Origin of the sequence: Oerskovia merdavium (genome assembly GCF_014836755.1) — a bacterium.
Lineage (GTDB): Bacteria > Actinomycetota > Actinomycetes > Actinomycetales > Cellulomonadaceae > Oerskovia > Oerskovia merdavium.
This window is the reverse complement of sequence record NZ_JACSQF010000007.1, coordinates 87420-108904: the sequence shown is the minus strand read 5'-3', so window position 1 is coordinate 108904 and position 21485 is coordinate 87420. Positions and strand designations below refer to the sequence as shown.

Annotated in this window: 18 protein-coding genes; 12 read left to right on the top strand and 6 right to left on the bottom strand. The window is 72.8% G+C overall.

Translation table 11 applies throughout. From position 1 onward, the window contains the following. Positions 1-157 precede the first annotated feature (157 nt). Positions 158-628 carry a hypothetical protein gene (locus tag H9641_RS08525; RefSeq protein WP_318244466.1) on the top strand — a complete coding sequence of 157 codons (471 nt, stop codon included), beginning with the start codon at positions 158-160 and terminating at the stop codon, positions 626-628. Between the two features lie 39 nt (positions 629-667). Here the strand turns inward: H9641_RS08525 and H9641_RS08520 are convergent, their stop codons facing one another. After that, positions 668-1198: an NUDIX domain-containing protein gene (locus tag H9641_RS08520; protein ID WP_225220192.1), complete on the bottom strand. Its 531-nt coding sequence runs from the start codon at positions 1196-1198 to the stop codon at positions 668-670. A gap of 110 nt (positions 1199-1308) precedes the next feature. Here H9641_RS08520 and H9641_RS08515 point away from each other — a divergent pair, with 110 nt between their 5' ends. Next, the gene (locus H9641_RS08515; RefSeq protein ID WP_191802815.1) at positions 1309-1560 is read left to right on the top strand and encodes a hypothetical protein; all 252 of its coding nucleotides are present in this window, start codon (positions 1309-1311) and stop codon (positions 1558-1560) included. Between the two features lie 24 nt (positions 1561-1584). On the opposite strand, the gene H9641_RS08510 is transcribed toward H9641_RS08515, so the two are convergent. After that, positions 1585-2376, bottom strand: coding sequence for a phosphotransferase (locus H9641_RS08510; RefSeq protein ID WP_191802813.1), 792 nt, complete (start codon positions 2374-2376; stop codon positions 1585-1587). Between the two features lie 228 nt (positions 2377-2604). Here H9641_RS08510 and H9641_RS08505 point away from each other — a divergent pair, with 228 nt between their 5' ends. Beyond that, positions 2605-3327 carry a phosphatase PAP2 family protein gene (locus H9641_RS08505; RefSeq protein ID WP_318244465.1) on the top strand — a complete coding sequence of 241 codons (723 nt, stop codon included), beginning with the start codon at positions 2605-2607 and terminating at the stop codon, positions 3325-3327. Between the two features lie 119 nt (positions 3328-3446). On the opposite strand, the gene H9641_RS08500 is transcribed toward H9641_RS08505, so the two are convergent. Both H9641_RS08500 and H9641_RS08495 read right to left on the bottom strand, forming a co-directional pair. Then, positions 3447-3746 (bottom strand): DUF1330 domain-containing protein, encoded by a 300-nt coding sequence (locus H9641_RS08500; RefSeq protein WP_191802811.1) that lies wholly within the window; start codon positions 3744-3746, stop codon positions 3447-3449. A 32-nt stretch (positions 3747-3778) separates the two neighbouring features. Further along, a complete protein-coding gene (locus H9641_RS08495; protein WP_191802809.1) occupies positions 3779-4441 on the bottom strand; it encodes a TMEM175 family protein in 663 nt (220 codons plus the stop codon). 228 nt (positions 4442-4669) lie between these two features. On the opposite strand from H9641_RS08495, the gene H9641_RS08490 reads away from it, so the two are divergent. From H9641_RS08490 to H9641_RS08475, 4 genes are all read left to right on the top strand, one after another. Next, complete coding sequence (locus H9641_RS08490; RefSeq protein WP_191802807.1) at positions 4670-6919, top strand: transglycosylase domain-containing protein; 2250 nt, start codon at positions 4670-4672, stop codon at positions 6917-6919. Positions 6920-7140: 221 nt separating this feature from the next. After that, complete coding sequence (locus H9641_RS08485) at positions 7141-7962, top strand: ABC transporter ATP-binding protein (RefSeq protein WP_191802805.1); 822 nt, start codon at positions 7141-7143, stop codon at positions 7960-7962. Beyond that, positions 7962-10556, top strand: a complete 2595-nt coding sequence (locus tag H9641_RS08480; protein ID WP_191802803.1) for an ABC transporter permease — start codon at positions 7962-7964, stop codon at positions 10554-10556. The genes H9641_RS08485 and H9641_RS08480 overlap by 1 nt, the downstream gene beginning before the upstream one ends. A 568-nt stretch (positions 10557-11124) precedes the next feature. After that, the gene (locus H9641_RS08475) at positions 11125-13932 is read left to right on the top strand and encodes a helix-turn-helix transcriptional regulator (RefSeq protein WP_191802801.1); all 2808 of its coding nucleotides are present in this window, start codon (positions 11125-11127) and stop codon (positions 13930-13932) included. Between the two features lie 43 nt (positions 13933-13975). On the opposite strand, the gene H9641_RS08470 is transcribed toward H9641_RS08475, so the two are convergent. Beyond that, positions 13976-14821, bottom strand: a complete 846-nt coding sequence (locus H9641_RS08470; protein ID WP_191802799.1) for an alpha/beta hydrolase — start codon at positions 14819-14821, stop codon at positions 13976-13978. A gap of 237 nt (positions 14822-15058) precedes the next feature. Between H9641_RS08470 and H9641_RS08465 the strand changes: the two genes are divergently transcribed. The 3 genes from H9641_RS08465 (at position 15059) to H9641_RS08455 (ending at position 18529) form a co-directional block, all read left to right on the top strand. Continuing rightward, complete coding sequence (locus H9641_RS08465) at positions 15059-17119, top strand: glycosyl hydrolase family 28-related protein (RefSeq protein ID WP_191802797.1); 2061 nt, start codon at positions 15059-15061, stop codon at positions 17117-17119. A 121-nt stretch (positions 17120-17240) separates the two neighbouring features. Then, a complete protein-coding gene (locus H9641_RS08460; RefSeq protein WP_191802795.1) occupies positions 17241-18140 on the top strand; it encodes a hypothetical protein in 900 nt (299 codons plus the stop codon). After that, positions 18137-18529, top strand: a complete 393-nt coding sequence (locus H9641_RS08455; RefSeq protein WP_191802793.1) for a GntR family transcriptional regulator — start codon at positions 18137-18139, stop codon at positions 18527-18529. Before H9641_RS08460 ends, H9641_RS08455 begins: the two co-directional genes overlap by 4 nt. A gap of 56 nt (positions 18530-18585) precedes the next feature. Here the strand turns inward: H9641_RS08455 and H9641_RS08450 are convergent, their stop codons facing one another. Beyond that, positions 18586-19152, bottom strand: coding sequence for a flavodoxin family protein (locus H9641_RS08450; RefSeq protein ID WP_191802791.1), 567 nt, complete (start codon positions 19150-19152; stop codon positions 18586-18588). A 444-nt stretch (positions 19153-19596) separates the two neighbouring features. Between H9641_RS08450 and H9641_RS08445 the strand changes: the two genes are divergently transcribed. After that, complete coding sequence (locus H9641_RS08445) at positions 19597-20397, top strand: lytic polysaccharide monooxygenase (protein WP_225220190.1); 801 nt, start codon at positions 19597-19599, stop codon at positions 20395-20397. Between the two features lie 242 nt (positions 20398-20639). Further along, positions 20640-21410, top strand: coding sequence for a lytic polysaccharide monooxygenase (locus H9641_RS08440; protein ID WP_225220189.1), 771 nt, complete (start codon positions 20640-20642; stop codon positions 21408-21410). Positions 21411-21485 lie beyond the last annotated feature (75 nt).

Below are 21485 nucleotides of genomic sequence, written 5' to 3'. Positions count from 1 at the left end.
GGCGGGGGCCCGCGGGGGGGGGGTCGCAGCCGGGCGGCACGCGGGCGGAGCCGACGCCGCCTGGCCCGGGCTCGCCGGCATCCTGCTGCATCTGGACGGGGACACGCTCCGGCTCGTCGGGTGCGACCGCTTCCGCCTCGCCATCGCGACGATCCCCGTGCAGCAGGTCTCGGGCCCGCCGTTCCGCGTCGTCGCGCCGCTCGCCTTCCTGGACGGGCTCGCTCACGCCAGACTGCCCGACGTCGGGCTGGTCGCCCTGGGCAGGGACGTCCTGGAGGTCCTCGGGGCGCAGGGCGCTCCGCTCGACGCGGCGTACCCCGACTACGAGCGGCTCCTGTGCTCGGGCACGTCCCCGATGACGACGGTCACGTCCGACGAGCTGCTCCGGGCAGTCATGGACGCGGAGGACGTCGTCGCCGTTCGCCTGGACGGCGACCGGGTGGACATCACCCCTCCGGGGCCGCCGGGGACGCTCGGGTTCTCGCGGAGCTTCCTGCTCGACAGCGTCCGCGCGGCCCGTGCCGAGCACGTCGCACTGGCCCTCGACGACCGGTCGGCCCTCAGCGTCGCCGCAGCGGACCGACCGGACGACGTGCACGTGCTGATGCCGATCCACCTGCACCACTGACGGGCTCGTGGACCGGTCGCGCCTCGGCGGTCTGGCAGCTCACCCTCGGCATGCCACCTCCGCGACAACCCGCGTGAGCTCGGGCCAGAGCGGAGCGAAGCTCCCGACCCAGGGCGCAGGCATCCCTCCTGCGGCGCGTTGCGCCTCGACCTCGGCCCAGCTGACCCACGCTGCGTCGTCGACCTCGGCCGGGTCGAGGACCAGCCGCGGGCGACCGGGAACGGCCGCGACGTAGACGTCGAGGAACGCTGTGGGCAGCGGCCCCCTGCCCACCCGCGTGAGGGCCTCGCCGTCGATCACGAGCCCGGTCTCCTCGCGCACCTCGCGCACGGCCGCCTGAGCTCCGGTCTCGCCCGCGAGCACGCTGCCGCCGGGGATCTCCCACGCGAACGGAAAGGTCTTGGTCGCGGCGCGACGTGTCAGCAGGACCAGGCCGTCGGACCGGACGACGCACGTCGCCACCATGAGGTGGAAGCGGCCCAGGGGCCATCCCGGGTCGCTTCGGCGGTGCACCTCCCCGGTGGGACTGCCCTGGTCGTCGAGCAGGTCCCACGTCTCTGCGTCAGCCATTCACGCATCCTCGCAGCGGCGCGGGCCGCACTCCAGACCTGCCCGACGGCGGATCTCGCTGTTGCGCTACGGTTTCCCGCAGCTGCCGGTTCGAGCGAGGAGAAGACGACATGGCTCCAGGTCTGCGACGGGGCGTCCTCGTCCTGTGCTGGCTCGCGATCGTCGGGGGAGCGCTGTTGTTCGCCGCGGGTGCCTACACCGGCTACGTCGAGGGCGTCGCCGCGGACGAGGGGCACACCGTCGGCCGCCTGATGCCTGCGGAGGTAGCGGCGTTCGTGCTCGGGCCAGTCCTGACGATCGCGGGCGTCGCTGTCGTGGCGGCCCTGCACCGCTCGGGTGCGGAAGCCACCGGCCCGCCCTGACGGCCAGCCGCACCGAGGGTGCGGCTACCGCCCCTGCGACGCCAGGTCGAGCACCCGCTCCACGGTCGCCGCGTACACCTCGTCGGTGTCCGTCAGGAGTCCGTTGAACCAGTCCGTCGCGATCCGGAACACCAGTGCGCGCACGAGGTGCTGGGCGAAGCCCTCCCCCGGGTCGATCGTCTCGAGGAGCGACAGCGGCGCTCCCTCGAAGCAGACAGCGTCGACGGCGACGATCGCCACCGAGTACCGCACGGGCCGCCAGTAGAGCGTCAGGTCGATCACGGCGGGCGGCAGGCCGTCGGCGAACAGCACGTTGCCCGTGAGGTCGCCGTGGACGATCGTCGAGGGCTCGTCGACGCCACGTCGGGCCGCGAGCAGTGCTGGGAGGTGCGGGACGTCGTCGGGCACCTCCACCGAGTCCTCGCCCCAGGCGAGGCGGTCAGCACGAGCCCAGGCGTGCGTCCGCTCGTCGAGGAACGGGGGCCGCTCCGCGCCGTCGAACGACTGTGCGAAGCAGTGCGCCACCCCCGCGATCTGCGCCCATCGCCCCGCGACGTGCTCGCCCTGCAGGACAGGGAACGCCGTCCAGCCGCCGACGACGAGCTCGCCAGTCCGGCTCCGCGCGGGCAGGCTCAGCCGGAGGTCGTCGCTGCCCGCCGGCGCGTGGCGCTGCAGCCAGGCGAGCTCGGCCGGGAGCACGTCGATCGGCTTGAGCACCAGGTCGCCGGCGCGCCACGCGGCGCCCCGCCCGCCGTCGAGCTTCACTGCGGGGCCGACGGCGCCGAACGCGGCCAGGACCTCTCTCGGTGGCTGCACCGGACGACCCTACCCAGGAGCCGGCCGGGGGACGAGCATGCGGTTGGCGTGGGTCGAGCATGCGGTTGTCGTCCCGAATCAGCCGTCTGGCGACGACAACCGCATGCTCGGCGACGAACGCTGCCCACCACCCACCGCGGCGTCGGCCGCCGCGGTCGCTCCCCCGCGCGAGTCGCCCGGTCTGCACGTAATGTCCGGTGACGCCCACGCGTCGACCCAGGTCGTCGCGTGCCGACCACCGCTGGAGGCCCTGTGCACCCGTTCGTCCACCGCTACGAGCTCGACCCTTCTCGGCCGACCGGCCGTGAGGTCGCCCGCGACCTGGCCCTCCGGGCGTTCCTCCCGGGCGCCGTGCTGTGGCTCGCCGTCGTGGGGCTGGGGTTCCTCATCAAGGGTCCGCTCGAGAACCTGCCCGGCGAGGCCGGGGTCAACCGGGCCCTCGTCGACCTGCGGACCCCGTTCCTCGACACGGTCACCGAGCTCCTGTCCGCGATCGGGACGACCGAGTTCATCATCGGCGCCTGCGTGCTCGCGGTCGCCCTGATCTGGTGGCGCACACGGCAGTGGTGGTTCGCCCTGGTCCCCGCGCTCGCGGTGTCGCTGCAGGCCCTGGTCTTCCTGACGTCCTCGCTCGTCGTGGGACGCTCGCGCCCCGAGGTCGAGATGCTCGACCACGCCCCGCCCACCTCGAGCTTCCCGAGCGGTCACACGGGCGCCTCCACAGCCTTCTACCTCACGCTCGCACTGCTCGCGCAGCGCGTGCAGAACCCGGTGCTCCGGGTCGTGCTCACGGTCCTCGCGGTGCTCGTCCCGTTCGCGGTCGGCTTCGCGCGCCTGTACCGCGGCATGCACTCGCCGACCGACGTCCTCGCCGGGTTCGTCAACGGCATCGTGTGCGCGGTCCTGGCATGGGGCTACCTGCGCCGGGACACGTCGCGGGTCCGGGTCTGACGACCGGGGACGGCGCGCGGCGTCGACGGCCGTCGGTCACCGTCGACGACGCCCAGCGCCACCCCGGCGGTCCGGCCGGTCGCCCTCGGCGGCGAGCCCGCCGCCCCACGACCCGACCGTCAGCCGACGACCTGCTCCACGCGCACGATCTCGGTCCGGGCGACCGACCGGTCCCGCACGTCCGCGAGCGCCGCGCGGTCCGGGTCGGCCATGTACGCGGCGAGCGCGGCGTCGTCGGGCATCTCGATGACCTGCACCTCGGTGGGCCGGGACGCGTCCTCGCCGGGCACGCTCCGGACCCGCGTCAGGACCCGCCCACCGTGGCGCGGGACGAGCGCGAGGACCTCGTCCTCGTAGCGCGCGAGGGACTCGACCTGACCGTCGACGGCCCAGAGCAGGACGCACAGCGTGAGTGGCACGGCGTCACGCTAGCGCGCTGGACGCCTGATCGTCAGTCCCGCCCGTCGGACCGTCCCGGGTCCTCCGGCACCGGGCTCGCACCCACCCTGTGAGGTCGCACCCCGAACAACCGCGTCAGCGGGCCGGAGAGGAAGAGCAGGAACAGCCAGTACAGCCCGACGACGGGCGTGACGACGCTCAGCACGAGCGCGACGAGCAGCAGGCCGATCGCCACGAACGCCCCGCGGGCGTCGAGCTGCCCGCGGACCTCGGCCCGCTGGAGCGAGGGGTCCCGGATCGCGAGGACCTCGATCAGGGCCAGGCTCGCGGTCGTCACGACCATGGTCCCGATGTACAGCGCGTTCACGGGCGCGGTGTCGGTGCCCTGGTCGGCGAGCAGCTGGGTCGTGAACGGGATGAACACGATGCTCGCGAGCCACAGGAAGTTGACCCAGAGCACGGCCGACGAGTAGTCCTGCAGGTGCTCGAACACCCTGTGGTGCCCGGACCAGAAGCTCGCGATCACGACGAAGCTGATCGCGAACGCGAGGAACGTCCCGCGCTCGTCCTCGAAGATCGTCCGGAGCTCGTGCTCCTTGCCGTCGGTCACCAGGTCCACGAGCGGCAGGACGAGGAGCGTGATGGCGATGGCCACCGCGGCGTCCGTGAAGTTGACGAGCCGGTCGAGGCCTCGGGGCGTGCGGGACGTGAGCATGTCGCCTCCCGGGTCGACCTCCAGGCTAGGGCGACGGGACGACCACCGCCTGGCGAGGTGCGCGTCGGCCGTCACGTGGACGGGACCTCCCGGCCCCGGGGGCGCACCCCGCCGAGGGGGGATCGGCGCCCCCTCCGGCTCGCTGCGACGAGCACGACCGATGTCACGCCCAGGTCACGACCTGGGCGTCACCGAGCCGTGCCGCACCGCCGGACGTACAGTCGGCAGATGGGCCAGTCCACACGACCCCGCCAGCAGCCCCACGCCGTCAAGGCGCTCGCGCTCCTCCTGGCCTTCCTGCTCGTGTCGGCTGTGGGGGGAGTCCTCGCGGCCGGCCTGCTGCTGCCGCTCGCCGCCGGGGCGAGCGCGGTCAGCAAGGACGTCACGCAGATGTTCGAGGATCTGCCCGACGACCTCAAGCCCGGTCCGCTGTCCGAGAAGTCGCGTGTCTTCGCGAACGACGGGACCACGCTCCTCGCGACGTTCTACACCGAGAACCGCATCGTGGTGCCGCTCGACCAGGTCTCGCAGCACATGAAGAACGCCGTGGTCGCGATCGAGGACAAGCGCTTCTACGAGCACGGCGGCCTCGACCCCGAGGGCGTGAGCCGTGCCGCGATCAACAACTTCACGGGCGGTGACACCCAGGGCGGGTCGAGCCTCACCCAGCAGTACGTGAAGAACGTCCTGATCGAGCAGGCCATGCGCGACGAGGACCCCATCGCGGTCCGCGCGGCCCGCGACGACACCCTGGGCCGCAAGGCACGCGAGGCCAAGCTCGCGATCTCCCTCGAGACGGTCATGAGCAAGGACGAGATCCTGCAGGGCTATCTCAACATCGCGCAGTTCGGCATCCGGGTCTACGGCGTGGAGACCGCCTCGCTCCACTACTTCGGCAAGCACGCCTCCGAGCTGAGCATCGTCGAAGCCGCGACCATCGCCGGGGTGACGAACGCGCCGACCAGGTACGACCCCGTGACGAACCCGGCCACCTCGGAGACGCGTCGCAACAGGGTCCTCGACAGGATGCTCGAGCAGGAGTACATCACCCAGCAGGAGCACGACGAGGCCGTCGCGACCCCCCTGCCTGCCACGCTCAACGTCCAGCCAATCTCCGCCGGGTGCCAGACGGCCGCCGGGGCCGCGTTCTTCTGCGACTACGTCACCAAGGTCATCACGTCGGACCCGACGTTCGGCGAGACCAAGAAGGACCGCCAGGCCCTGCTCTACCGCGGCGGTCTCGACATCACCACGACGCTCGACCCCCGCCTGCAGGCCGCTGCCGAGGCGAACATCACGGCCGCCGTCCCCGCCCTGGACCCGAGCGGGCTCGAGGACGCGCTCGTGACGGTCGAGCCCGGGACCGGGAAGATCCTCGCGATGGCCCAGAACCGGCCCTACGACGTCGCCCGCGAACCTGCCCCCGGGACCACGGCCATCAACTACTCCGCGGACCAGCTGCACGGTTCGTCCCGAGGCTTCTCTCCCGGTTCGACCTGGAAGGTCTTCACGCTCGCCGAGTGGCTGCGCTCGGGCCACACCCTCAACGACACGGTCAACGCGAACAAGCGGACGTTCGTGCCCAACAGGGACTTCCGCGCGTCGTGCGCCCGCCTGGACCGCATCCCGTGGTCGCCCGGGAACTCCGACGGGTCGACCGACCAGGGCTCGATCCCCGTCCTGCGCGCGACCTTCAACTCGGTCAACACGGCGTACGCGTCGATGGAGTCCCAGCTCGACCTGTGCGCGGTCCGGGACACCGCGTGGAACGCCGGGCTGCGGCCCTCGATCACGTCCGAGCTGACGGGCGACGCGTCCTCGATCCACGTCATGCCGACCATGACGATCGGCACCCAGAACTCGTCCCCGCTGCAGATGGCCGCGGCCTACGCGACGTTCGCGAGCGGCGGCACCTACTGCGCACCGATCGCGATCACGCGTGTCGTCGGTGCCGACGGTGCGGACCTCCCGGTCCCGTCGGCGAACTGCACCCCGAACGCGATCGACCCACGGATCGCGAACACCGTGACGTTCGCGCTCGAGAACGTCATGACCCAGGGGACGGCCAAGAAGTCCCAGCTCTCCCGCCCGAGCGCGGGCAAGTCGGGGACCGCGAACAACAACAACCACACCTGGTTCATCGGGTACACGCCCCAGCTCGTCACGGCCGTGTGGATCGGCAACGCCGAGAACGACGTCTCCATGAGCTACATGCGCATCAACGGCCGCTACGAGAAGCGGTGGTACGGCTCGACGCTCGCGGCACCGACGTGGCGGTCCTTCATGGAGACCGCGCTCGAGGGCACGCCGGTGATCGGCTTCCCGGGACCCGACCCCGCGATGGTGGGACAGGCGCCGGCCCCTCAGCCTCCCAAGAAGACCCCCAGGGACGACGCTCCGGACCCCGCTCCGGCCGACCCTGCTCCCCCGGCCGACCCCGCCCCTCCCGCGGACCCGGCTCCTCCGGCCACCCCCTAGCCCTCGGCCGAACCTCGGCCGCCGGGCCTCGACCGGACCCGGGTTCAGGCAACTCTCAGGGTCCTTCTCAGGGGCATCCCCGATGCCCGGCCCGGGCCGTGCGCGCCACCATGGTGCCAGCGGCCCGGAGGGGCGAGCGTGAGCAGGGCTCGGTGCCCCGTCGACCCGCTCCGTCAGGGGCGCTGCACAGCCCAGCGCACCCTCCCAGAGACGAGTCCGCCATGTCCTCCCCGTCCCGCACGACGACGTCCCCCACGCTCCCTTCCGGTGCGGTCGGCACCTTCGAGCACGGCGCCACGACCACGCAGGCCATCGCGTCGGCCCGCGGCCTGGTCAAGACCTACGGCAAGGGCCCGACGGCCGTCCACGCGCTCGCGGGCGTCGACGTCGACTTCGGGCGTGGTCGGTTCACCGCGATCATGGGCCCCTCGGGCTCGGGCAAGTCGACGCTCATGCACTGCATGGCGGGCCTCGACTCCCCGACGGCCGGCACGGTCGTGGTCGACGACCTCGTGGTCTCGGGCATGAACCAGCGTCAGCTCACGAAGCTGCGCCGCACCCGGCTCGGCTTCGTCTTCCAGTCGTTCAACCTGGTCCCGACGCTCACGGCCGAGGAGAACATCACGCTGCCGCTCGACATCGCGCGCCGGCCCGTGGACCGGGCGTACCTCGCGAAGGTGGTCGACGCCGTCGGGCTCACGGACCGTCTCACGCACCGCCCGAGCGAGCTGTCCGGCGGCCAGCAGCAGCGTGTCGCGTGCGCGCGCGCCCTGGTCTCCCGTCCTGCGGTCGTGTTCGCGGACGAGCCCACGGGCAACCTGGACTCGACGTCCTCGCGCGAGGTCCTGACGTTCCTGCGCGAGTCGGTCGACGACCTGGGCCAGTCGGTCGTCATGGTCACGCACGACCCCGTCGCCGCGAGCTACGCGCACCGCGTCCTGTTCCTCGCGGACGGCCGGATCGTCGACGAGATCACCGACCCCACGCCCGACTCGGTCCTCGAGGTCCTGGGCTCCCTCACGCGCAAGAAGGCGGCCGCCTGATGCTGCGCGTCGCCCTGCGCAACGTCCGCGCGCACCTCGTGCGCCTCGGGCTGTCCATCCTCGCGGTCGTGCTCGGCGTCTCGTTCGTCGCGGGCACCTTCTCGCTGCGCGAGATGCTCTCCTCGACGTTCGACGGGATCGTCGACGCCGGGTCCTCGTTCGACGTGTACCTGCGCGGTGCCGAGGACTCCGCGGCGCTCACGCAGGAGAACGCGAGCGCGGGCGAGGTCCGCACCACGATCCCGGCAGACCTGACGGACACGGTCCAGGGGGTCGACGGCGTCGCGCACGCCTTCGCCGACTACACCGGTCCGTTGGTGCTCGTCGGGGCGGACGGCACCCCGCCGCCCACCACGGGCGCGCCGACGTTCGGCCTCGCGTGGCGAGCCGCCGACCCCTCGACGCCGATCGCGGAGGGCGCGGCGCCGTCGGGCCCCGGGGAGTTCCTGCTCGAGGCCGGCACGGCCGAGGCCAGCGGCCTCACGGTCGGGGACTCGACCACGCTCGTCGTCGCAGGACAGGTCACCGAGGCGACCCTGACCGGGATCGTCGACATGGGTGCCTCGATGGCCGGCGCGAGCATCGTGTTCTTCGACGAGCCGACGGCCGCGGCGGCCTTCGCGCCCGACGGCACGGTCTCGACGATCTCGGTCCTGGCCGAGGAGGGCGTGGGCGAGCAGGAGCTCGCCGACCGGATCACGGTCGCGCTCGACAGCTCCGCGTCCGCCGCCACCGGCACCTCCCCCGTCGAGGCCGTCACGGGCGAGACGGCCCGCGACGAGGCCCGCGAGGACATCGCGTCGCAGCTCGGGTTCATCGAGACGTTCCTGCTGGTCTTCGCGGGGATCTCGTTGTTCGTCGGCGGGTTCATCATCGCCAACACGTTCGCGATGACGGTGCGGCAGCGGCAGCGCGAGCTCGCGCTGCTGCGCGCCGTGGGGGCATCCCCGCTCCAGGTGTTCGCCTCGATCCTGGTCCAGGCCGCGGTCATCGGGGCGCTCGGCGGCGCGCTCGGGGTGCTCGGCGGCCTGGGGCTCGTCACGGCGCTCAAGGCGATGTTCGGGTCGATGGGCATGGAGCTCGCGGGCGACATCCCGCTCGACGCGACGACCGTCGTGGTCTCGCTCGTGCTGGGCGTGGTCGTCTCGGTCGCGTCGGCGGCGCTCCCTGCCCGACGCGCGGCGCTCGTCCCCCCGGTCGAGGCCATGCGCGACGACTCCCCCGCCCAGGCCGGGTCGCTCCGCGCCCGGGGGATCGCGGGCGCGGTCATCGCCGGGGCGGGCGTCGGAGCGGTGGTCGTCGCGGTCGTCCAGGCCGCGGCCGACGAGAACGCGGGCACGGGGACGCTCCTCGGCCTCGGGGCCGTCGGGGTGGTCGTGGGGACGCTCCTGCTGGCCCCGGTCGTCGCGCGCGGCGTCCTGCACGTCATGTCGGCGCCGTTCGTCACGTTCGCCAAGCCCCTCGGGACGCTCGCGCGCGGCAACGTGACGCGCAACCCCCGCCGCACCGCGAGCACGGCGAGCGCCCTCATGATCGGCATGTCGCTCGTCGGTGCGGCCTCGGTCCTGGCCGTGTCGATGCAGGCGTCGATGAAGTCCATCGTGGCCGACGAGTCGTTGGCCGACCTGGTCGTCGAGTCCGCGACGGGCACGGTCCCCTCGGGGGCGGTGAGCGACATCGCGGCGCTGCCCGAGGTCGGCGCGGCCGACTCGTTGACGGCCGACCAGTACTTCGTCGGGCGCTCCTCGGGGGACGAGGCCGACGCGTCTCCCCTGTTCGTCCTCGGGGTGGACCCTGGCGTGTTCGGCCGGACGTGGCAGACGGAGACGGTCGAGGGCAGCCTCGACACGCTCGCCGACGGACAGGTCAGCGTCCTCCAGGCGACCGCGACGGACGAGGGCTGGGCCCTGGGCGACGAGCTCACGCTCCGCACCCAGCGAGGCAGCGTGGACGTCACGATCGGGTCGATCTTCGACTCGCCCGCCCTGGGCGTCCCGGTCGTCGTGCCCGACACGGTGTTCGCGGAGCTCTCTGTGGCTCCTGCGGAGATGTCGACCATGGTGCTCGTCAAGGCGGCCGACGGCGTGACCCAGGCCGAGCTCGACGCCGCGGTCACCGCGGCCGCCGAGCCGTACATGATCGTGTCGGTCATGGACGACGAGGAGTACGTCTCGGCGCTCGCGAGCCAGATCGACCAGATGCTCACGATCCTCTACGCCCTGCTGGGGCTGTCGATCGTCATCGCGGTGCTCGGCATCGTCAACACGTTGGCGCTGTCGGTGATCGAGCGGACGCGTGAGATCGGGCTCTTGCGGGCCGTGGGTCTGGGGCGGTCGCAGCTCGCCGGGACGATCGTCATCGAGTCGGTCCTCACGGCCGTGTTCGGGACGCTGCTGGGGCTCGCGGTCGGGGTGGGGCTCGCCGCGGCGATGCCGACCGTGTTCGCGAGCACGGGCTTCACCGCCCTCGCGATCCCGTGGGCCGGGCTCGGGACCATGGTGGGCGTCGCGGTGCTCGTCGGCGTCCTGGCCGCGGGATGGCCCGCGCTGCGCGCGGCGCGGCTCCCGGTGCTCGACGCCGTGACGGTCGACTGACGGACCGGCGGCGGTCGGCTGCGTCCGGTGCCGACCGGTTGCCGACCGGTTGCCGGCCGGCGCCTGTCGGTTGGCGCCTGTCGGTCGATCGGCAGCCAGCGGTTGGCGGCTGGTTGGCCGGCGCACCAGTCACCGGTGATCGAAGTCCGCCCCCTCCCGGAGGCGGGTGTCTTTCTGCGTAGCCACCACAATTGTGGTGGCTACGCAGAAAGACAACTGTCCCCCAGGCCCCACGAGGCAGGGGGCAGGCGGCAGGGAGCCGGACGCCCGTGGTCTCTCGCGAGGCGCACGGGCGGAACGTCGCCGCATCACCGTCGCGGTCACTATCACCGTCGCCTTCTCGGCGCCCTCCGCCGACTAACGCAGAGCCCGTCGCCTTCTCGGCGCCCTCCGCCGACGCGCGCAGCGTCCGACGCCTTCTCGGCGCCCTCCGCCGACGCGCGCAGCGTCCGACGCACCCTTCCCGGTGACGTAGCCCGCATCACCCGCTAGTGTCCCGCTGAGGGGCACCCCGACCCCCGCCGTGCCGTGGACAGAGCCCTCCGGCGGGGCTCGAGGGATGTGGTGCGTGGCCGTCGTACCGGACGACGTGACCCTGCTGGGCCGCGAGCGTGAGAAGCAGGTCCTCGACGACCTGCTGGCCGCGGTGCGTCAAGGATCGAGCCGGGTGCTGGTCCTGCGCGGAGAGCCCGGCTCTGGCCGCACGGCCCTGCTCGACCACCTGGGCGCCGGCGCGCACGGCCTCGACGTCCTGCGCCTCACGGGGACCGAGACCGAGACGGACCTGCCCTTCGCCGCGGTCCAGCGCGCGCTCCTCCCCCTGGCCCCGCGCATCGCGGCCCTCCCCGCTCCCCAGGCGGACGCGCTCCGCACAGCTCTCGGGACGTCGTCGGGCCCCGCACCCGACCGGTTCCTCGTGAGCCTCGCCGTGCTGTCGCTCCTCGCCGCGCTGTCCGACGACGCCCCCGTCCTCGTCCTCGCCGACGACGCGCAGTGGCTCGACCGCGAGTCGCTCGACCTCCTCGCGTTCGTGGGCCGCAGGCTGCGCGCCGAGCGGGTGGCCCTGGTCCTCTCGGTCCGGACCGGCACCCCGGGGGCCGCAGCCGTGTCGGACCTGCCCACCGTCGACCTCGCCGGGCTCCCGCGGGACGCGGCGCTCTCGCTCCTGCGCTCCCAGGTGGGCACGGCCCTCGACCCCCAGGTCGCCGACTCGATCGTCGCCGCGACCGGTGGCAACCCGCTCGCGCTGCTCGACCTGAGCGGCGAGCTGAGCGCGTCGCAGCTCGCCGGAGGCGCGGTGCTCTCCGCCCCCCTCCCGGTCGGCAGCCACCTCGAGGAGCACTACCAGCGCCAGACACGCTCGTACGCCCCCGCGACCCAGCGCTGGCTCCTCCTCGCAGCGGCCGAACCCGGAGGCGACGCAGCGTACGTCCGGGCAGCCGCCGAGGCCCTCGGACTACCCGCCGACGCCTCCGACCCACCCGAGCACGACCGGCTCGTGACGGTCGAGGACCACGTCGCCTTCCGTCACCCGCTCGTGCGGTCGGCCGTCTACCGCGGCGCGACCGGCAGCGAGCGCCGCGCCGCCCATGCCGCGCTCGCGGCCGTGACGAACAGGCCCGCCGACGTCGACCAGCGAGCCTGGCACCTCTCGGCGGCCGCCCTCGGCCCGGACGAGGGCGTCGCCGCAGCACTGGGGCAGGGCGCCGAGCGCGCCCACGCCCGCGGTGGCTACGCGGCCCGGGCCGCCTTCCTCGCACGCGCGGTCGAGCTCACCCCACCCGGTCCTGGGCGGGACGAACGCTCGGTGTCCGCCGCAGAGGCCGCGTCGCACGCGGGGTCGCCCGTCCGTGCGCTGGCCCTCCTGGACGGGGTGGACGAGCACTCGCTCGCCCCGGCGGTCCTCGCGAGATGCCTCACCGCTCGGGCCGTCGCCCGCAAGTACTCCAGCGCGCCGTACGCCGCGGCCGAGAGCCCGGGCCTCTTCCTGCGCGCCGCACGCACGCTGCGCACCACGGACCCGGCCGCCGCCCAGGACGCGCTGCTCACCGCGTTCGGCGAGATCCTCGGCGCCGAGCGGGCAGCGGGCGACGACACCCTCGCGGACCTCGCGCGGGAGGTCCGCGCCCAGCAGGTCACCGGTCTCGGCCGCCCGGCCGACGTGGCCTCGACCCTGCTGGACGCGCTCGCAGCCCTCGCGACGACCCCCGACGCGCGGTGCGTCCCGGCGCTGCGGACGGCCGTCGAGGCGATGCGAGCGCCCGGCGCGGCATCGTCCGAGACGTTCGCGCGGCACGGCCTCCTGGCCGTCGCCGTGACCACGGCGCTGTGGGACGACGCCGCCCGCGACGAGCTCGTGCGCCAGGCCGGCGCCCAGACCCGGGCCGCCGGGGCGATCCCGGCCCTCGACTCGGCGCTGTGGGTGCTCGCGCTGTGCGAGACCGTCATGGGACGGCTCGACGCCGCCGACCATCTCCTCGCCGAGGTCCACGAGCTCCGCGAGGCCGTGGGGCTCAGCCCCGAGCAGGCCCGGATCTTCGTCAACGTCGAGCTGCTCGCGTGGCAGGGCCCCGACTCGCCCGCGCTGCGCGACCGGATCGACCAGGCGCAGCGGGCAGCGGACCGCCTGGGTCTGGGCGGGGCCGTGAGCCTGGCGCGGACCGCCCGCATGCTGCTCGACCTCGCTGCGGGCGACCACGCCACCGCGTTCGACGCCGCGTCGACGATCGCCCGCGAGGGGTTCCTGCAGGTCGGGCTCCGGGTCCTGCCGGACCTCGTGGAGTCCGCACGACGCAGCAGTCACGACGACGCGGCCCACGCGGCGCTCGCCCGTCTCGCCGACGTGACCTCGGCGAGCGGGGCGCCGTGGGGCCTGGGCGTGCTCGCCCGCTCGCGAGCCCTCCTCACGCAGGACGGCGAGGCGGACGCCCACTTCCGCGACGCCGTCGGGCACCTGTCGCGGACGCGGGCGGTCGCCGACCTGGCGCGGGCCCACCTCCTGCACGGCGAGTGGCTGCGGCGACGGCGTCGCCGGCGCGAGGCCGCGGACGCCCTGGGCACCGCGCTCGACCTGTTCGAGCGCATGGGGGCCGAGCCGTTCGCGGCGCGCGCCCGCCGTGAGCTCGCGGCGGTCACGGGGCGTGCCCAGGCACCGCTCGACCGGCCCACGACGGGACTGACCGCGCAGGAGCAGTGCGTGGTCGAGCTCGCGGCCTCGGGCGCGACCAACGCCGAGATCGCAGCGCACCTGTTCATCAGCCCGCACACCGTGCACTACCACCTGCGCAAGGCGTTCCGGAAGCTCGGGGTCTCGTCCCGCCGGCAGCTCGCGCACGCGCTGCGCCCGCCCGACGCCGGAGCGACGGTCGGGCGGTAGACGTCGCCCCGTGCGGACGGGCGCCGCACGCGGAGGCCAGTGCTCAGGCGGGCTCCCCTGCCTCCTGGGGTGCGCGTGCGTGCGCGACGGCCCACTCGATGGCGGCGTCCGCGACGGCCTCCCAGCCGGGCTCGGCGCACGTCCAGTGCGACCGGCCCTCGAGGTCCAGCACCTCGGTCACGGCGGGCGAACGGTGGTACTTGTGGGCGTTCGACCGGTTCACCGACGCCGGCATGATGTGGTCCTCGCTGCCCGTGATGAACAGGAGCGGCGCGCGGTCCGCGTCGTAGTCGACCCACGTCTCCTGCTTGCCCGGCTTGTAGTTGGCGATGAGCCCGTAGGCCCACACCCAGCTCCCGGGGGCAGGGATGTGGTACCGGTCGTAGACCTCGCGGGATTCCTCGGCCGTGAGCGTGTTGGTGAACGCGTAGTGGAACTGCTCGGGCGTGAACCCCGCGGCGCGGTGCGCCTTGGCGGGGTTGTTGAGGATGGGGAAGAGCGACTTGATCTGCGACGGCGGGTTGACCCGCACGCCCTCGGTCGGCGCCGCGTCGATCACGACGGCCGACGCGCCCAGGCCGCGGGCCAGCAGGAGCTGGGTCAGGGTGCCGCCGAACGAGTGGCCCATGATGATGGGCGGCCTGTCGAGGCCCTCGACGATCCCGGCGAGGTGGTCGACGGTCTCGGGGACCGTGAGCCTCGCGATGACCTCGGGGTTCTCGCGCAGCGCCTCGACCTCGATCTCGAACCCCGGGTAGCCGGGCGTGAGCACGCGGAACCCCTTGGCCTCGTAGTACGGGACCCAGTGCTCCCAGCTGCGAGGCGTCATCCACAGGCCGTGGACGAGGACCACGGTGTCGGGGGCGGTCGGAGGGGCGGTGTCGCTCATGGTGGTCTCCTGTGGCCGAGGGATCGTCCTCCCCACCGTCTGGGGCGTCGGGTGGTCGCGGCATCACCCGTCGCGGGTAGTCACCACTCGGCGCACGCAAGAAATTGACAGAACTGCGAAAAGTTCTCACAGAACTCTTGCGTGGGTGAACGCCCGGCCATAGATTCGGCTCACCGTCAGGGCGATGACGCCCTGTACCGCGAAGGCACCGCCTTCCCGAGAGAAGTCGAGTCGACGATGACACGAACACCCCTCCGGCCCACCCCTCCCCACGGCGCACGAGGGCGGGCCCTGACCTCGCTCACCGCACTCGCGGTCGCGCTCGGCCTGGTCGTCGGCGCCGCGGCCGGCGCATCGGCCCACGGTCGCGACCCCCGACCGTCGAGCCCCGCCGCGACCCGCGCAGCGCTGGCCCCGTACCTCGTCGCGGGGCGCGGCGCGGACCTCGGCATCGTCGAGCAGGAGGCGGAGTCGGCCGTCACGAACGGCACCGTCCTCGCCCCCGACCGGACCGCCTACACGCTCGCGTCCGAGGCCTCGGGGCGCTCGGGCGTCCGGCTCACGCCGGGCCAGCACGTCGAGTTCACGCTGCCGAAGGCCGCCAACGCGCTGACCGTGCGCTACGCGATCCCGGACGCGCCGGGCGGCGGCGGGATCACCGCGCCGCTCGCGGTGTCGATCGACCGGGGTCCGAGCCGGACCATGACACTCACGTCGCAGTACTCGTGGCTCTACAACCAGTACCCGTTCACGAACGACCCGGGCGCCGACCTGCTGCACCCCGACTGGTGGATCACCGAGTGCGCGTGCGTCCCGGCCGCCACCACACCAGCCCCCGAGATCGCCAAGCCGTTCCGCCCCACGCACTTCTACGACGAGCAGCGCCTGCTCCTGACGAGGACCTACCCGGCCGGATCGACCGTCCGCCTCACCGTCCCCGCCGGGAGCCAGGCCGCCTGGACCGTGATCGACCTGCTCGACTCGCAGGTCGTGGCACCTCCGAAGGTCACGCTGCGCGCCGCGAACGTGCTCGCGTTCGGCGCCGACCCGTTCGGTCGCCGCGACTCGGCCCCCGCGTTCGACAAGGCCATCGCGTTCGCGAAGAAGGCCGGAGTCCCCGTCTACGTCCCGCCGGGCACGTTCCAGGTCAACCGCCACATCATGGTCGACGACGTGACGATCCAGGGGGCAGGCAGCTGGTACACGATCGTCAAGGGTCGCGAGACGGCCCTGAGCACCCCCGCTCCCGACGGCTCGGTGCACACGGGCGTGGGGTTCTACGGCAAGGACGCGGCCGACGGCGGGAGCCGCGACGTCCACCTGTCCGGGTTCACGATCGAGGGCGACGTCCGCGAGCGCATCGACACCGACCAGGTGAACGGCGTGGGAGGGGCCCTGAGCGACTCGACGATCGACGGGCTCTACATCCACCGGACCAAGGTGGGGCTGTGGTTCGACGGCCCCATGGACAACCTGCGCGTGACGAACAACGTCATCACCGACCAGATCGCCGACGGTCTCAACTTCCACGGCGGTGTGACCGGTTCGGTCGTCTCGAACAACCTGGTCCGCAACACGGGCGACGACGGCCTGGCCATGTGGTCGGAGAAGCTCGCCAACGCGAACAACACGTTCGACCGGAACACGATCCAGTCCCCCACGCTCGCGAACGGGATCGCGGTCTACGGCGGCACCGACAACACCGTGTCGAGGAACCTGGTCGCCGACCCCGTCCGCGAGGGCAGCGCGCTCCACGTCGGGTCACGGTTCGGCGCCGAGCCCTTCACGGGCAGCCTCCGGATCACGGACAACACGACCGTGCGGTCCGGGACGTACGAGCTCAACTGGAACATCGGGCTCGGTGCGATCTGGTTCTACGCGCTCGACCGCGACATCGACGCCGACGTCCAGGTCGTCGGCAACCACTTCCTCGACAGCACCTACAACGCGATCATGCTGGTGTCCGACTGGCCCGTGAAGGACCAGGTCGCGATCCGAGGCGTCCACTTCAAGGACACCCGGATCGACGGGACCGGCACCTCGGTCCTGAGCGCACGCGTCGCGGGCTCGGCGACGTTCGAGAACGTCGACGCCCGGAACGTCGGGGCGGTCGGCATCAACAACTGCGGCTCGTTCAACTTCCCCGCGACGGGCTCCGAGTTCACGGTGACCGACCTCGGCGGGAACGACGGGGGCGGGACCACCGGCCCCTGGCTCGCACCGTGGGAGCTGCCGAACACCATCACGTGCGACGACCGGCCCCAGGTCGTCGCTCCCCCGGCACCCTCGACCTGGTGACGCTCGCGGGGTGCGCCGAGCCACGGGGCGAGGCGCACCCCGCGACGGCGAGGAGCGGGCTGGACACCCGGGCACCAATGAGTCAATACTATGATTCATTGGTCCATCCGGAGGAGTGCCCATGTTCGGTCCGCCCGTCGCCGCCCTGGCTGCGCTCTGCGCCGTCTCGGCCGCGGTGCTGATCCTGGCCGGTTCGGTCCGCTCCCGTCGGCACCCGACCCGCAAGGTCCTCGACGCCGCCCTGACCCACGAGCGGACGACCTCGGCCGTCGCGGGCCTGCTCGCGCTGCTCGTGCTCGCCTACGCCCTCTCTCCTGCCGGCGCCGCGGACCTCACGAGCAGCACGCACACCCCCGGTCTGCTGCTCGCCGTCGCGCCGCCCGCCACGGCCGTACTGCTCCTCGCCGTCCGCGCCGTGGGCGAGCTGACCTGGCCCCGCACCCAGGGTGCGGTGCGGACCGCGGCGCTCGCCCGACGGAGCGTCCGCTCCCTGGGCGAGTGGCGCCTGACCCTCTTCCTCGTGACCGTGGCGATCTCCGCCGTCGGGCTCGTGGTGTTCGGCCTGACCGCAGGCGAGGGCGGGCGCGCCGTCGACGCCCCGATCCAGGTCTCCCCCGACGGCTGGTCGACCGGGAGCTCGGGCCCCTACCCGGGCTGGCCCTACGGGGTTCCGCTCCTCGTCGCCCTGGCCGTCGTGACCCTCGCGACCCTGGGAGTCCTCAAGCTCGTCTCTCGCCGTGCGGTCGTGAGCGGCGCGACCCCCGCCGAGGACGACGCACTGCGCCGCCTCAGCGCAGCGCACGTGCTCGCGGGCGTGCAGCTGCTCATCGGGCTGGGCACGGCCGCGGTCATGCTCCTCGCGTCGCTCGCACTCTTCTCCGCGGACCGCAGCCCGGCCGCGTTCGTCGCGTTCGCGGTCGCGACCGCGATCGGGATCACGTCGGTCGTCGCAGGGCTCTCGGTGCTCGCCCGCCACCCTGCACCTGCCGCCCCCGCGGCGCCCCTGCCGTCCGCCGCATGAAGACCCTCACGGTCGACCTCGAAGGCCCTGTCCCCGTCTACGAGCAGATCCGCAGCCAGGTCACCGCGCTGGTGTCCCTGGGGGCGCTGAGCCCGGGCGACCGCCTGCCCTCGTCCCGCGACCTCGCGCGCGACCTGGGGATCTCGGTCGGGACGGTCCAGCGGGCCTACCGCGAGCTCGAGGCGGCCGGCGCCGTCGTCTCCCGGCGGCGCACGGGAACCGTGGTCGCCGTGCCCGAGCACCGCACCTCGGAGGCCGACCAGCAGTCCTTCGCCGCGCTCGCGACCGAGCTGGTCGCCCGCGGCCGCGCGCTCGGCATGGAGGACTCCGTGATCCTCGACGTCGTCACGGGCCTGCTCCAGCAGCACGACGGCCCCACCAGCGGCTGAGCCCGTCTTCCCCGGCCGGGCTCGGCTGCTGGTGGGGCCGTCCTGCACCCACGGTCTCAGACCGTGAGCGGCGCCTTCGCGCGCAACGCCGCGGCGATCGACTCGCCCCAGACGTAGGCCTGCTCCATGTGCCCGTCGACCAGCGGCCCCGCGGCGTCCTCGACGAGGAACGAGCGGAGCGGGACGAGCATCTCGTACCCCTTGCGCGTGATGATCCGGGCCGCGGCGCGTGACGCCGAGCTCGGGATCGCACGCCCCAGGGCCGTGCGGGTGTCGAACGTCGTGACCCAGCGCGGGCCGGCCCCCTCGGAGTGCTCGGGCAGCGCGACGCACCACTCGCGCAGCCCGACGTTGCGGGCGGGCACCGTGCCGCCCGAGCGCTGGACGGCCTCCGCCCGGGTCCCCGGACGGCTCATCGACATGGAGTGCGTCGGACCGCCCGCGACCACGAGGTCGACGTCGTCGAGGAGCGAGGGGTCCGCCACGGCGTCCGCGACGTCGACGACCTTGACGGGAACGCCCGTGGCCATGCCGGCGGCGATCTGGCGGGCGACCTTCTCACAGTTCCCGAACATCGACTCGTACACGACGGCAGCAGTCAGGTTCTCTCCACGGTTCGGCATGCTCCCAGCCTCCCGGCTGCGCGCCTCCCGGGCCACGGACGACGGTCCCTGGGGGCAGGGACTTTCGTCCCCCGCCCGACGGCGGCGCTCGCCCGAGGCGGCCGGCGGACCTCTCCCGCGGCCGTGACGTCACGCCGGAGACCCGGTCCCGCCGACCTGCCGACGCGGCGCTTGTCCAAGATCGGACGTTCCGGTCATCTAGGTGTTCTCCACACGATTGATCGTCGAAACGATCTCACGGGCATCGCACGCCCCTGGAATCCTCGCTCCCGATCCGCACCAGGTAGCCGTTCCACGCACCACGACGGCGCGACTACGTGATTTCCCCTACCCCTGTCGACCATTTGAAGACGCGACGACCGCTGACCTACCGTCGCAGCGTTCTGGTCGAGGTGGACCGAGGCCCTGCGTCTCGCCGTCCACCACAATGAAAGCGAGATGCACATGAGACGACTTCGCGCGGCGTTCATCACCGCCGTTCTCGGCGCGACCGCCATCGTCGCCCCCGTGGTGCTGGCGCCCGCCGCCTCCGCCCACGGCTGGGTCACGTCCCCGCCGAGCCGTCAGGACAACTGCGCGACCGGCGCCGTGTCCTTCGACTGCGGCACCCTGAAGTACGAGCCGCAGAGCGTCGAGGCCCCGCACGGCGGCACGACCTGCAGCGGCGGCAGCAGCTACACGATCCTCGACGACAACAGCAAGCCCTGGCCGCGCACGACGGTCGGCTCGTCGGTCAAGATCCAGTGGAAGCTCACCGCGAACCACGCGACGAGCACGTGGGAGTACTTCGTCGACGGCAAGCTGCACCAGACGTACGACCAGGGTGGCGCGCAGCCGCCCAAGGACATCTCGCACACCCTGACGAACCTGCCTGCCGGCAACCACACGATCCTCGCGCGCTGGAACGTGGCCGACACGGTCAACTCGTTCTACAACTGCATCGACATCACGGTCGAGGGTGGCGGGACCACGGGGGGCACGACGGGCGGCGAGACCGGCACCACCGGCGGCGAGACCGGCACGACCGGCGGCGAGACCGGCACGACCGGCGGGACGACCGGCGGCACCACGGGCGGCACGCCCGGCCAGTGCGCCGACGCGGCCTGGGACACCAACGCCGTCTACACGGGCGGCACCAAGGTGTCGCTCGACGGCCAGGTCTACGAGGCCAAGTGGTGGACCAAGGGCGAGGCTCCCAGCGCGGGCGCGCAGTGGGGCCCCTGGAAGAGCCTCGGCGCCTGCTGACGCTCGATGCGCCCGTGAGGGCGTGAGGTACCGTGCACGAAGCGCGCGGAAATGGCGCCCGGGCGGGAATTCTCCTGGCACGGCGCCATTTCTGTGCGCGCCCGATACGTAGGACCCCCTACGTGCTTTACCGGATTGTGCCTGCCTGTTTCTTTCCTTAGCGTCGAAGATGTCCGATTCGACATGAGTAGGTCGCCCGGCAATGGGGCCTACCGACTTCCATGGAGAGCGAGAAGAGAAACATGAGACGACTACGCGCGGCGATGATCGCCGCCGTCCTCGGGGTGGCCGCGATCGCGGCCCCGATCGTCGTGGCACCGAGCGCCTCGGCGCACGGGTGGATCACGTCCCCGCCCAGCCGGCAGGACAACTGCGCGACGGGCGCGGTGTCCTTCAGCTGCGGAGGGGTGCAGTACGAGCCGCAGAGCGTCGAGGCACCCAAGGGGTCGATGCAGTGCTCGGGCGGCAGCGGGTTCACCGTCCTCGACGACAACAGCAAGGCCTGGCCCCGCAAGAGCGTCGGCTCGACGGTGACGTTCCAGTGGAAGCTCACGGCGGCCCACAACACGAGCACGTGGGAGTACTTCGTCGACGGCAAGCTCCACCAGACGTTCAGCCAGGGCGGCGCGCAGCCTCCGAGCAACATCTCGCACACCCTGACGAACCTGCCTGCGGGCAACCACACGGTGCTCGCCCGGTGGAACGTGTCCAACACCGTCAACGCGTTCTACAACTGCGTCGACATCACCGTCGGCGGCGACCCCACGGGCAACCCGACCGGCGGCGACCCGACCGGCGGCAACCCCACGGGCGGCGACCCGACCGGAAGCACCGGCGGCACGACCGGCAACGGCACGTGCACGGACCCGGCCTGGTCGGCGGGGTCGGTCTACACGGGCGGCGCCCGGGTCTCGTACGACAACACGAGGTACGAGGCCAAGTGGTGGACCACGGGCGAGAACCCGGGCACGAGCGGCCAGTGGGGCGTGTGGAAGAACCTCGGCGCCTGCTGAGGTGACGATCGTCCCGTCGACGCGCTGGAGAACGTGGCGGCGGGAGCATCACGAGGGCCCGTCCGGAGCCCGCCT